9 protein-coding genes are annotated in these 12,921 nt (G+C 59.1%); 6 read left to right on the top strand and 3 right to left on the bottom strand.

The window, feature by feature from the left end; all coding sequences use genetic code 11:
• The first annotated feature begins 79 nt into the window (after nucleotides 1–79).
• On the top strand, nucleotides 80–835 hold the full coding sequence (locus ACYSMN_RS08125; protein WP_488923360.1) for a YwqG family protein: 756 nt from the start codon (nucleotides 80–82) through the stop codon (nucleotides 833–835).
• 83 nt (nucleotides 836–918) lie between these two features.
• A complete protein-coding gene (locus ACYSMN_RS08120; protein WP_488923359.1) occupies nucleotides 919–1,422 on the top strand; it encodes a vitamin K epoxide reductase family protein in 504 nt (167 codons plus the stop codon).
• Between the two features lie 491 nt (nucleotides 1,423–1,913).
• On the opposite strand, the gene ACYSMN_RS08115 is transcribed toward ACYSMN_RS08120, so the two are convergent.
• The gene (locus ACYSMN_RS08115) at nucleotides 1,914–3,179 is read right to left on the bottom strand and encodes a TCR/Tet family MFS transporter (RefSeq protein WP_488923358.1); all 1,266 of its coding nucleotides are present in this window, start codon (nucleotides 3,177–3,179) and stop codon (nucleotides 1,914–1,916) included.
• Between the two features lie 169 nt (nucleotides 3,180–3,348).
• On the opposite strand from ACYSMN_RS08115, the gene ACYSMN_RS08110 reads away from it, so the two are divergent.
• Together ACYSMN_RS08110 and ACYSMN_RS08105 are read left to right on the top strand one after the other, a co-directional pair.
• Nucleotides 3,349–4,146, top strand: coding sequence for a M48 family metalloprotease (locus ACYSMN_RS08110; RefSeq protein ID WP_488923357.1), 798 nt, complete (start codon nucleotides 3,349–3,351; stop codon nucleotides 4,144–4,146).
• A gap of 95 nt (nucleotides 4,147–4,241) precedes the next feature.
• Nucleotides 4,242–4,931 carry a hypothetical protein gene (locus tag ACYSMN_RS08105; protein ID WP_488923356.1) on the top strand — a complete coding sequence of 230 codons (690 nt, stop codon included), beginning with the start codon at nucleotides 4,242–4,244 and terminating at the stop codon, nucleotides 4,929–4,931.
• Between the two features lie 558 nt (nucleotides 4,932–5,489).
• Here the strand turns inward: ACYSMN_RS08105 and ACYSMN_RS08100 are convergent.
• Nucleotides 5,490–9,014: a UvrD-helicase domain-containing protein gene (locus ACYSMN_RS08100; protein WP_488923355.1), complete on the bottom strand. Its 3,525-nt coding sequence runs from the start codon at nucleotides 9,012–9,014 to the stop codon at nucleotides 5,490–5,492.
• Between the two features lie 527 nt (nucleotides 9,015–9,541).
• A complete protein-coding gene (locus ACYSMN_RS08095) occupies nucleotides 9,542–9,958 on the bottom strand; it encodes an acyl-CoA thioesterase (protein WP_488923354.1) in 417 nt (138 codons plus the stop codon).
• Between the two features lie 238 nt (nucleotides 9,959–10,196).
• On the opposite strand from ACYSMN_RS08095, the gene ACYSMN_RS08090 reads away from it, so the two are divergent.
• Both ACYSMN_RS08090 and ACYSMN_RS08085 read left to right on the top strand, forming a co-directional pair.
• Nucleotides 10,197–10,388 (top strand): cold-shock protein, encoded by a 192-nt coding sequence (locus ACYSMN_RS08090; RefSeq protein ID WP_488923353.1) that lies wholly within the window; start codon nucleotides 10,197–10,199, stop codon nucleotides 10,386–10,388.
• A gap of 534 nt (nucleotides 10,389–10,922) precedes the next feature.
• Nucleotides 10,923–12,881: a DEAD/DEAH box helicase gene (locus tag ACYSMN_RS08085; protein WP_488923352.1), complete on the top strand. Its 1,959-nt coding sequence runs from the start codon at nucleotides 10,923–10,925 to the stop codon at nucleotides 12,879–12,881.
• The last annotated feature ends 40 nt before the right edge of the window (nucleotides 12,882–12,921 follow it).

The following is a 12,921-nucleotide window of genomic DNA, read 5'->3' as shown; positions in this document are numbered from 1 at the left end:
CCGGGAAGACGGCCGCCTACAGCAACCGGAAAACCGCTTTAATTTCACGCGTCCACATTCTCCTCATCAATCTATATCCATGATTCCTGACTTTTTGCAGCCTTTTGCGCCGGAGCTGGAACGCCACGCGCTGCCGAGCATCCGCATCACGGCCACGCCGCTGGAAACCGATGGGCCCGCCTCGGCGGCCAGCAAGTTCCGGGGGCTGCCGCAGCTGCCGCGCACCATCCCGTACCCAACCGATGCCAATGGGCAGCCCCTGCTGATGCTGGCGCAGATCAATCTGGCGGAAGTGCCCGCCAACGACTTCCTGCCGGCCGCCGGACTGTTGCAATTCTACGTGTCGGCGCAGGAGTGGTACGACATGGACTCGCAAGTGCTCTACATCGGCCCGGAGCATGAAGGCGCGGAAACGCACCAGGATTTCAGCTTCCTGCCCGTCACGCACTACGACGACAGCCCCATCAACTGCGAGCATCGGTTGGCATTTACACCAGCGAAGGACTACGGAGGGCTGGAAGATTCCCGGTTTGCGGTCAGGTTCAACGGACTGAATGGTTACGACTACTACGAGACGCTGCCCAAGCCGCAACAAGAGGAGTTCAGCGCCTTCCTGGACGGTAGCGGGCACAAGCTAGGCGGCTACGCCACCTTCACGCAGGGCGACCCGCGCGAGCCCGAGTCCAATACGGCACTCGATGTACAGCTGCTGCAAATCGACGTGGACGAGCAGATTATGTTCGGTGACTCCGGCGTGGCGCACTTTTTCATTGCGCCGCAAGCCCTGAAAAACCGGCAGTTCGATAAGGCCTATTTCTACTGGGACTGCTGCTAAGCCGCGCAACCTCGGCAGGAACCCGGCCGGAAAGCTCGTCGTACCCAGTTGCAGCCTTCCACCGCAACTCTTATTTCAGTACGATGAACCCCACCCAACTCAGCTACGAGCTTCGCAACGGCCAAAGCGCCGACCTCACCCGCCGCCGCTGGATCATTGGCCTGTCCATTCTGGGCGTGGCCGCCGGCCAGATCGTGAGCCTCTACCAAACCGGCATCATCAAGCACCTGCCCGACCCACCCATCGGCCCCTTCGACTCCGACAAGGTAGACGCCTCCGACTACGGCTACAAGCGCCTCGACACCCCCGACGCGCTGCCCATGATGGTAACGTATGGCCTCACGGCCTGCCTGGCCGGGGCTGGTGGCCTACACCGCGCCTCCCAGCAACCCGCCCTGCCGGTAGCCATGGGCCTCAAAACCCTCTTCGACTCGCTCACCACCGTGAAGCTAGGCCAGGAAGAGTGGAGCGAAAACAAAGCTCTGTGCTTCTACTGCCAGGTAGCCACCGTCGCCTCCTTTGCCTCGCTGGCCCTGGCCGTGCCCGAAGCCCTGAAAGGCCTCAAGAAGCTACTCGGCCGCGATTAGTGAGGTAGTTAGCAGTACAAGTTGCTCCGTACCTTGAGAGAAAAGTGGTAGAGAATAGGCGATTTCCTAGGTTCTCTACCAATGTCATCTGGTGCGCGAAACAGCCGCCTGCATCTACTTCTTCTCACATGCGGCGCCGGTCATTAAGCCCCGTAGGGGCGGCATATCGGTAGTTTCACAACAGCCAAGAAACCGCAAAGCCCCGGAGGGGCGGCACCAATCGTTAGGTGTCGCCCCTACGGGGCTTTATAATGGTGTACACACTCAACGACTACCGATATGCCGCCCCTCCGGGGCTCACGTGCCGCACTTCATAGCTTGTGTTCGATATATGACTCAACTGTACAATCAGAATCCAGAGTGGTTCTTGAGAATGACTGGAACCGCGTCGTAACAACGATTATCGTGCAACGCGAAGCCGGAGCTTCGCGCTACAGGCTGGACCGCAACCTGAAACTCGCCCTGATTATTCAGTACCTACTTCTCACTACTCAATGCCCCGCCGCCACCTCGGGAGCTGCCACGGGTGCGGCCGGCGCTACGTAGCGGCGCAAGGAGCGCATGGTCAGGAGCAGGCTGCCGACGGTGAGCACGGCCCCGGCCAGGAAGGCGGCGCCGGGAAAGTGTACGGGAGCTTTGGGGCTGGTGAAGAAGGAGAATAAGTTGGTCATCAGCGGCGGCCCGACGATGGACGTGAGGCTGACGAGGCTGGTAAGCGCTCCTTGCAGCTCGCCCTGCTCCGTGGGCGGCACCTGCCCCGACATGATGCCCTGCAAAGCTGGAATGGCGATGCCGCCCAGGCAGTAAGGCACCAGGAACGCAAACATCATCCACCCTTGGCCCGCGAAGGCGAACAGCAGGAAGCCCACCGCGTAGAAGCTCAACCCAATGAATACCGAGCGTTTCGGGCCTAGCTTGGGGTTGATGTAGCGAATGAGCAGGCCCTGCACCAGCGCCGTCAGCAGGCCCACGGCGCCCAGTGAGTAGCCCACCCAATCCTCGTTCCAGCCAAACTGGTACATTGTGAAATACGACCAGGTGCTTTGCGTGGCGTGCGCGGCAATGTAGAGCATCACCAACGAGCCCACCAACCCCAGAATAATAGGATAGCGCTGCAACTGCCGGAGCGAGCCGATGGGGTTGGCCCGCTTCCAGTCGAAGGGCCGGCGGTTTTCCTTGGGCAGCGACTCGGGCAGCACGAAGAAGCCGTAGAGCCAGTTGAGCAGCGTCAGGCCCGCGGCGGCCAAAAACGGCACCCGCGGCCCAAAGTGGCCCAGCAAGCCCCCAATCACCGGCCCGATGATAAAGCCCAGCCCGAAGGCCGCTCCTATCATGCCGAAGTTCTGGGCGCGGTTTTCAGGGGTGCTGATGTCGGCAATGTAGGCGGAGGCAGTGGTGAAGCTGGCTCCGGTGATGCCCGCAATAACCCGCCCCACGAACAGCCACGTGATGCCCGGCGCGAAGGCCAGGAACAGATAATCGAGCCCGAAGCCGAACAGCGCCGTCAGCAGCACCGGCCGGCGGCCGTACTGGTCGGAGAGGTTGCCGAGCACGGGCGAAAACAGGAACTGCATGCTGGCGAAGGCAAACATCAGCCAGCCGCCGTAGCGGGAAGCATCGGAAAGGGTGCCGCCGGTGAGCTGCGTGATGAGCTTGGGCAGCACCGGAATAATGATGCCGAAGCCGATAACATCGAGCAGCAGCGTGATAAAGATGAAGCCGAGGGCGGCTTTGCGGGGAGCGGAAGTAGCAGCCATAAGCGCAGAATCAACGAGCGGCAAAGCTAAGAAATTTGGCAGGGCCCCAGAACACTTAGCTTGCTATCTGGAAACACTTTCATTGAAAACTGCCAAAATCCTGCTTAGCTTCGTGCGGCTGTATGCCGCTCAGTTCATCCCAATCCACCAAACCTTATTTGCGTTTCGCATGAAAAAACAACTCCTCACCGTAGGCCTATGCCTGGCCGTCAGCGCGTTTTCCGCCGCCCACGCCCAGTTCAAAGTCAACACCAAGTCGCTCGGCGCGGGCCTGAAGGCGGCGAAGGCCGCCACGCTCAGCGACGAAGAAGTGGTGCAGCACACCAAAGAATACATGGCCTGGATGGACGCCAACAACCCCCTAGCGCCCGCCACGCACCCGCTCGCCAAGCGCCTGGACAAGCTGGTGGCCAACCTCGGCACCTACGACGGCATGAGTATGAACTATAAGGTGTACTTGGTGAAGGATGTGAATGCCTTTGCCTGTGCCGACGGTAGTGTACGGGTGTTTGCCGGCCTTATGGAAATCATGAACGACCAGGAATTGCTCGGCATCATGGGCCACGAAATCGGCCACATTAAGAACAAAGATTCCAAGGATGCATTCCGCACGGCGTTGCTCAGCTCGGCGCTCAAAGAAGGCGTGTCGTCGCAAGGCGGCGTGGGAGCCGCGCTGTCCGACTCGCAACTCGGCGACATGAGCCAGGCGTTGGCTAACGCCTCGTTTTCGCGGGCCCAGGAAAGCAGCGCCGACACCTACGGCTACGAGCTGCTGAAAGCACAAAAGGTGAATCCCTGGTACATGGCATCGGCTTTTGGCAAGCTCCAGCAGCTTTCGCAGGAAGCAGGCGCGGCTAAGTCCTCGAAAAGCGCTCAGCTCTTCTCCTCGCACCCCGACACCGAGAAGCGCATGGCGGCCGTGTCTGAGCGCGCCCAGAAAGACGGTTTCGCTAAGCCGACGAAGTAATAGGCAATGATTTTCTGCGGAGGCCCGGCCCGCAAGGCGGCTGGGCCTCCGCGTAATCTTCGCTCTTCTATTCGCCCAACTATCTACTTTTTCCGATGATATTCTTTTTTGGAACCGGCACCAGCCACATCACCACGGTGCCGCTGCCGGGCGTTGTGTGTGCCCACTGCGGCAACTCGGACACCCTCACGAGCACCGTCATTTCGCGCTACGCCCACATCTTCTGGATTCCGCTGCTTCCCCTGGGCAAGTCCAGCGCCACGATGTGCCACCACTGCAAACAGGTTCTGACCAGCCTCTACCAAATGCCCGTCGCGTACCGCGAGCCGGTGCAGGCCATCCAGAAGCAGGCTCGTATACCGCTCACCAACTACGCGCTGGCCTTGCTGTTCGGCGCGGGCGTGGCCTTTATGATTGTGGCAGGAGTGATTGGTCGGCTCACCGGCTCCGGGAATTCAAAGGCCGGCGAGTCAGCCGGAGAGTTGTCTGTTGTAGCAAACGATCCTTCGGATACGCCAGAATCTGAATGGCCGAAAGCGGAAGTGGGCACCCGCTATAAGATTAGCGCAGATGATGGGACCTACCTGCTGGCGCAAGTAACGAGGGTCACGCCCGACAGCGTGTACTACCGAGCAACGGGGGTGCTTAGATCCGAGCTATCGGATGCCTCGGCTTCCCTCGCTCTGCGCGATTCCGTAGCTCCACGAGACGAAAAACATGCCGTATCTACCTTTCAGTGGCATTACGCTACCACCGGGCAAGGTATGTTCAAGCGTCTCCGCTAACTAATAAGCGTCGAGGCTCGACTACCCGAAATCCGCCATCTGGGCTACCAATTGGCCGGTATAGCATCAGGGGTAAACTCCTACTTAAGTAGGAGGTCGTAGGTATAAGCTATCGGACAACTAGCAAACTTAAGGTGCGGTGTAGCCGCGTAGCGGCTGAAGGATTATAGAACACCAGATCTGGAACAACCCCGCGCCGCGTAGCGGTGCCAGATTGATGGGTGTCTCTAGCACCGCTACGCGGCGCAACTCCTAGAACCGACTTGGGGCTACAAACCTGTCACCGCTACGCGGCTACGCCGCTACACCTTGAGTTTGTAAGATGCTGTGGATTGGCCTCCTACTACCAATTGCCAGCTACTGACTACCTACTTAAGGTCTAGCCCAACACAACTCGAATGGTCCTGCTTCATCTGGCGTCTGCTGGAAGAAGCAGGACCATTCTTCTTCAACAGATTCATTTTTTGGATAGGTTCTTATTGTGACGTTGAGTTGCCACGCGTGTCGAGCTGCTTTGTCCTTTTAGCGTATTGCCGGCCAACTGCTCGGCCAGAGCCTCTAAAACACCACCACTTCTTCCGTGCCGAAATAGTACAGCACGCATTCCACCTGGTTGTAGCCGAGCTGCCGAAACAGCTGCGCGTACTGCTGCAAGGGCAGGCGGTGGGCGGGGCTCGGCGGCGGTACTTTGAAATCGAGGAGCGTGACGCGCACGGCAGCGCGGCCCGCCGCGCCGGGCACGGTTTCAAATACCACCCGATCGGGCTTGTAGTCGCGCCGCTTCACGCCGCCCACCAGAATCTCCCGCTCCGTCTCCACCGATACCTGCTCGCTGAAGTAGCGCGCCAGCTGCGGATTATCGACCACCTGCTGTAGCCGCTGCTCCAGTGCCTCCCGTTCCCGGTTGCTGATGAAGCCTTCGGCCTGAAGCTGCCGCCCCACCCGCTCCACGTCCTGGGCCAACACCAGGCGGCGTAGCCCGTAGTGCAGCTTGCGGTTCCACTCGCCCAGTTTCTCCTGCGTGTCGAAGTCGAACACCGTATTAGCGTGTCGCCGCAAGCGGAGCCGCTCTTCCCAGGGCGCCGTTTCGAGGTTGGTCAAGAGAAAATTTCTGACTTCCGGTTTCTGATTGCCTGTCTCAGCGGGCGCGTAAGTTCCCTCGGAGATGATGAAGGACACCTGCTCATCGTGCCACTGCCCTTGGTGCAGCAGGTACTGATGCAGCAGTGCCGCCACGTTTCGGGCGGGGCCGTCGGGCGCGGCGTCGGTATCACCCGTTTTTTTACTTGGCTCCGGGCGTTTGCTGATGATGTAGAGCCGGTGGCGCGGCCGCGTGAAAGCCACGTACAGCATGTTCAGCCCTTCGAGGAAGGTTTTTTCGCGCTCATCCAGAAACTGTCCGGCCAGCGCCGTGCGGGCTAGGCTTTTGGTGAGCGGCACTACAGCCACAGCGGGCATTTCGGCCACGGGCTTATCCTCATTCGCCAACCGGCCCCAGAGCAGCGTGCCGCGGTAGGGCTCCAGGCTCCAGTCAGCAAACGGCACAATAACCACCCCGTAGGCTAAGCCCTTGGCCTTGTGCACGGTCGTAATGGTGATGGCGTCACGGCCGGCGGGGGCGTTAATGCTCAGGGCACTTTTGCGCTGCTCCCAGTAAGTGAGGAAGTTGTTGAGGTTGTTGCCGTGACGCAGACTGTATTCTAGGGTCAGGTCTAGGAACCGGAACAGGTACTCGCTCTCCCCATTGCGTCCCAGCAGCCCAAACAGTCCAATGAGACGCTCGGTCAGCTCGTAGAGGCCCAGGTTGCCGGTTTCGTGTTCCCGCAAATCGTAGCCCAGCGCCCGAAACTCGTCGAAGAAGTCGGCCGCGTGCTCGGCATTGGCAATAGTAGCAAGATGGCGGGCACGGGGCGGAGTGGGAGCCAGGCGGCGCACCACCCGGTCCAGCAGCAGCAGCGCCTCGGCCCGCGCCAGCGTGTCGGCCGGCTGGTTGAACACCCGAAAGATGGCCACCAGCAAATTCACTACCTCCGCAAACTCCAACGACAGCGAATCGGCCGATACAATATCGTAGCCGCGTTCCTTCAGAAATTTCGCCACCAATCGGCTACCCCGCCGCGTCCGGCTCAGCACGGCCACATCGCGCGGCCGAAACCCGTCGCGCAACGCCTGTTCCACCAGCGCCAGCGTCAGATACAGCGTGCTTTCGTCGTAATCAAGCACCGCGCCCGGCAAGTAGCCCGACAGCGGCTCATCGTCGTAAGACCCGTCCTCCGCATCATAGCGCCGCGCCGGGGCCTCATCCTGCGTGAAGAGAATTTCCACGTGGCCTTTCACCTCACCCCCTAGCCCCCTCTCCAAAAGAGAGGGGGGACTAGCTGCTAGTTTTTCTGATGGGCTAGTTTCTAGAGCTAGTTCCCCCTCTCCCCCCGGAGAGGGGGCTAGGGGGTGAGGCACCTTCTGCTGAAAGCCCGGCTCGAACAAATCCTGCACCAGTTCGAAATCGGCGTGCTGCTCGCGCAAGCGGCTGAAGAAGTCGTTGTTGAAGGCCACGATTTCGGCCGCCGAACGGTAGTTTACGTTTAGGGCGGCGGGCTCCAGGGCGTGGTTGAGGGTGAAGTATCGTTCACGCAGTAGCCGTTGCAGGTCCGGGTCGTTGGCGCGTTGGACTAGTGCTTCGGTCTGACCCTGGTGCAGACGCAGAATCTGCTCCATCTCGCCTCCGCGCCAACGGTAAATAGCCTGTTTGGCGTCGCCCACGGCCAGACTGAGGTGGTCGTTGCCAATGGAGTTTTCCACCAGCGGCAGCAGGTTATTCCATTGCAGCACCGACGTGTCCTGAAACTCGTCGATGAGCAGGTGGTTGTACCGCTCGCCCAATCGTTCGTACAGAAATGGCACCGGCTCCGTCAGCACAATGCCCGCGATGCGGCGGTTGAATTCGCTGATGAGCACGATGTTTCGTTCCCGGCTCACCTGCTCTACTATCTTGTTCAGCTCGCTCAGCAGCGAAGCATGAAATAAGTACGGCTGCATGGCCGTCAGCAGCAGGTAGTCGCCCAGATGCCGCTCGCGCAGGGTCAATAGGGCAGCAAAGGCATCGTCGAGGACGGGGCGCACGGCGGTAATGCGGCTCGCGTAGGGCTCCTTCTTGCCCGTGGTGCTGGCCCAGTTACCCGACTCAAACACCTTGAGCGCGGTGGCCGTGGGCGTGTCGCCTTCCTGTAACCAGCGCTGCCAGTTGGCAAAGTGCGTGTACACGCCCCGCTCGCCACCCGCCAGTAGGGCCGGCTCTAAGTCGGCCTCGCGCAGGGCCGTCAGGGCCTTGGCGGCGGCGCCGGCCACTTCGGCTTCTATTAGCTCGCGGCGCTGGCGCAGGGTGCCGTGCAGGCGGCGGAAATCCTGGAGCGTGAGGGTTTGGAGCTGCGCTACCGCCTCGTGTACGGTTTCGTTGAAGAGAAACTGCCCGAAGCCCGCTAACTCGTCGGGCAGATTGTTCCAGCTTTTGCCTTCTTCGGCCCGACTGAGGGCATACTCCGTGAGCGTGCGGGCCAGCAGCTTGGAGTTAGGGTCGCGGTTCACCTTGTCGAGCAGGGCGGCCACGGCCGTTTCCAGCACGGCGTCAGTGTCCAGCTCCACCTCAAACGTAGCCGGCAGCCCCAGCTCCCGCGTGAAAGCCGTCACGATGCGCTGCACGAACGAGTCGATGGTGCTCACCGCGAAATCGGCATAGTGGTAGAGCACCAGCCGGAACGTAGCCTGGGCCCGGCGCCGCACTTCCTGCTGCTTTTCAGCGGCCGTTTCGGCGCGGCGCGGCAGCCGGCCTTCGGCGTCCAATTCTTCAGCTATCTCCGCTAGCAAGGCATCCGGCTCGCCTTCTGTGGGGTAGGCAAACCGCCGCAACGCCCCAATAATGCGCTGCTTCATCTCACCCGCCGCATCGTTGGTGAACGTGATGGCCAGAATACGCTTGAAATACCCCGGGTCCTCATCACCGAGGGCCAGCTTCAGGTATTCCTTGGTGAGCTGGTACGTTTTGCCGGAGCCGGCAGAAGAAGAGTAGATGCGGAATGTGGCGGGCATTGGGAAGTTGATATATTGAGTACCCTAACACATAAAACCAAAGTAGATGCAAAAGCTAGCGTATTCTTTCTGGGTAAGTTTGGTGTGCATGCTGTTGCCTCACCCAGTTACTTCTTGTTCGTGTATAGGGTTAAGTGTGACAAGGCTAGTGCGTTATGCAGATCTTGTTTTTCGGGGCACACCGGTAAGTCGGCATCCCACTCAGATCAATCACTCGGGCATGAATGTAGATGGAGAAGCCGTTTGCTTTCGGGTAGAGCGAATCTACAAAGGGGAGAACAAGCCTCGTTGGGTTTACATTGGAGTGGTTTATGGTTCAGGCGCTTGTGGCTATCATTTCAAGCAAGGGCAATCTTATATAGTATTTGCTAAAAGAAGGTACCCTCGCTTTAACTCAGTATCTTACTTTAGCTATTCTCATGCAACAGGTCTGTGCCTTGGTAATCAGGTGTTTTCCAATGCGAGAGAAACAGATATTCTTAAGAATATCAAACCACCTTTCCTCTGGCATTAGTTTGTGCACTGATTTAAAGCGTAATGTCTCCCCACAACCGCGCCACCATCTCCGGCTCCACCCGTGCTGGCCGTTTCGTTTGGGGGTTCAGCAGCACCCACTGCGTTTCGGCTTCGCAAAGCAACTTACCATCAGCGGCTCGCTCGATGCGCACGAACCGTTGGCACTGCGCGCCGCGCACTTCGCCGATCCAGGTGGTGCAGCGTAGCTCGTCGCCGAGCAGGGCGGGGTGGTGGTAGCGGATGCGGTGTTCCCGCACCACCCAAATGTATTGTTCCCGCTCGCCGGGCGGGTAGGCCGCCAGCCAGTGGGCCCCGGCAGTATCCTGCACCCAGCGCACGTACTGCACGTTGTTGGCATGGTCCAGCTCGTCGAGGTCCTGGGGCTGCACGGTAAGAAAGCGGGAGAAGCGGAAGGCGGGGGTGGACATGCGAAGAATGGAAAGGGAATGAGCAAAGAAATACCTAACCAAGCGATTCAGAGAGCGATACGGCGGCTGGTGAGCAACAACTTCTGGGCATCCGGGCGCCAAACTGAAAACTTCCGCTATCTTTGGGACAGTTTAAGAATTGTGGCTTACACAGGCCTGTTGAGTACTTTCGATTGAGAAGGGGAAAGCAGAGTTGAGTGCTGCTTTGCTTAAAGAAACATCCATCATCACAAGTACCATGCAGACAGGAACTGTAAAATTCTTCAACGAAACCAAAGGTTTTGGTTTCATCAAAGTGGACGAAACCGGCGAAGACATCTTCGTTCACGTAACCGAGTGCGTTGACGAGATCCGCGACAACGATAAGGTTCAATTCGAAATTGCTCAAGGCCGTAAAGGTCTGAACGCTGTAAAAGTGAAACTGGCTTAGTCCACTTCCTTTTTCGGATAAATGAAAAGCAGGCTCCTGAGTGGGGCCTGCTTTTTTGTTGTTGCTCTATCTATTCTAGGCGCGTGTGGCACGGACTTCAGTCCGTAGCCGGCCAAACAAGTTTATAGGTCAGACAAGCCTGAGGACTAGACGAACCCGAGGAAAGGGAGCCACGGACTGAAGTCCGTGCCACACGCGCTTCTGGTGCATGGCACCCAACTTTCTGCAACCCTGACCCGCAGTGAAAAGTAAAACAGGTTACGTCTTCGCTTAGGACCTCAACACAACAAGCACCGCAGGTTCCGGCAAATAGTGAGAGGCATATTGCCTTCCCAGTAAAAAAAGTCCTACCTTTGCAGCCGCATTTGAGAACGGCCACGTTCCGCGCAGCTTGTGGGCTGCCTTTAAAGAAACCTGTTGGGCCGGCTTTGTCTTCCGTCCGTTGCTTCCGTCACTTGTCGTTGTGTAGAGTGGGAGAAGAGCGTCGCTGAATCCGCTGTTTTCAGAGCATAGTCTCCACTCCATAACACAGACATGGAAAAAGTAAAATTTGAAGAGCTGCCCCTCTCCGAGGAAATGCAGCGCGCTATCACGGAAGTCGGCTACGAAGAGGCTTCCCCCATCCAAACGGCTGCTATTCCGGTTCTGCTCGAAGGCAAAGACGTAATTGGTCAGGCCCAAACAGGCACCGGCAAAACCGCCGCCTTCTCTATTCCCGCCATCGAACAAGTCGACACCAACTCCCGCGAGGTGCAGGTGTTGGTACTGTGCCCCACGCGCGAGCTGGCGGTGCAGGTTTCTGGCGAAATCCAGAAGCTCGGTAAGTACAAGCGGGGCCTGGCCGTAGTGCCCATCTACGGTGGCAGCTCCTACGACCGGCAGTTTCGTGCTCTGGAGCGCGGCGTGCAAATCGTAATTGGTACGCCGGGCCGCGTAATGGACCACTTGGAGCGCGGTACGCTCAAGCTGGATCATTGCCGCATGATTATTCTTGATGAAGCCGACGAGATGCTCGACATGGGCTTCCGCGACGACATCGAGACGGTGCTGGGCAAGATGCCCGAGGAGCGCCAAACTGTGTTCTTCTCCGCTACCATGAGCAAACCCATCATGGAGCTGACCAAGAAGTACCAGAAGTCGCCGCAAATCGTGAAGGTCAACCATCAGGAGATGACCGTTACGAACATCGAGCAGAGCTACTACGAGGTGCGCGGCCCCCAGAAGAAGGACGTCCTCACGCGCCTCATCGACATGTACAACCTGAAGTCGGCCATCGTTTTCGCCAACACGAAGCGCATGGTAGACGAAATCGTGGGTGATTTGCAGGCGAAGGGCTATTTCGCCGAAGGGTTGCACGGCGACATGGGCCAGCAGCAGCGCCAGAATACACTCGATAAATTCCGCAAAGGCACCCTGGAAATCCTCGTGGCCACCGACGTAGCCGCCCGCGGCATCGACGTGGAAAACGTGGAGGCCGTAGTGAACTACGACCTGCCCGCCGACGAGGAATACTACGTGCACCGCATCGGCCGTACGGGCCGCGCCGGCAAGTCGGGCCGCGCCTTCACCTTCGTGAGTGGCCGCGACATCTACAAGCTGCGCGACATCATGCGCTTCACCAAAGCACAGATCAAGCAGGAGCGCGTGCCGTCCTTCGAGGATGTGTCGGAGGTGAAAACCACGCTCATGCTCAACTCCATCAAGGAGGTGATTGAGAAAGGCAACCTCGACAAGTACGTGTCGCGTGTGCAGCGCCTCATCGATCAGGATCAGGAGGAAGGCATTACGTCCCTGGACATTGCCGCCGCCCTGCTCAAAATGACGATGAAGGAAGACAAGCGCGCCCAAGAAAGCCTCGACGCCAGCCGCACCCAAGGTGCCGCCCGTGCCGGCTTCACGCGCCTCTTCGTGACGATGGGCAAAAAGGACCGCCTGCACCCCCGCGACATCGTAGACCTGATTGCCGAAAACACCAGCCTCACGGCCGGTAAAGTCGGTGACATTGCCCTCTATGACAAGTTCAGCTTCGTGGAAGTACCCAACGAGTTTGTTGAGGAAATCGTCAGCCAGCTTGGCCGCAGCTCTATTCAGGGCCGGCCGGTTGCCTTCAACATCGCTACGCCCCGCCAAGAAGGTGATGCGCAGCAGGAAGGCGGCAACCGCGGTGGTGGTGACCGTCCGCGTCGGGCGCCCGGTGGCTTCGGTGGCGGTGAGCGTCGGGAAGGCGGCAGCAGCTACGGTGGCAACCGTGGCGGTGGCAACTATGGTGGCGGCGGCTTCAACCGCGGCGGTGGCAGCTACGGCGAGCGTCGGGAAGGTGGTAGCAGCTACGGTGGCAACCGCGGCGGCAGCAGCTACGGTAGTGGCGGTGGTGGCTACAAAGGCAACCGCGACGGCGGCAGCAGCTACGGCGGTAATCGTGGTGGCGGCAGCTATGGTAGCGGCGGCGGTGGCTACAAAGGCAAGCGCGAGAACAACGACTTCGACGAATAGATCGCTGACGTACGCCGATAAGGAAGACTTAGTTGATTTC

This window comes from Hymenobacter sp. M1-2, from assembly GCF_057808495.1.
Note: the sequence above shows the minus strand (reverse complement) of the source record. Positions and strands in the feature narration are given on the sequence as shown.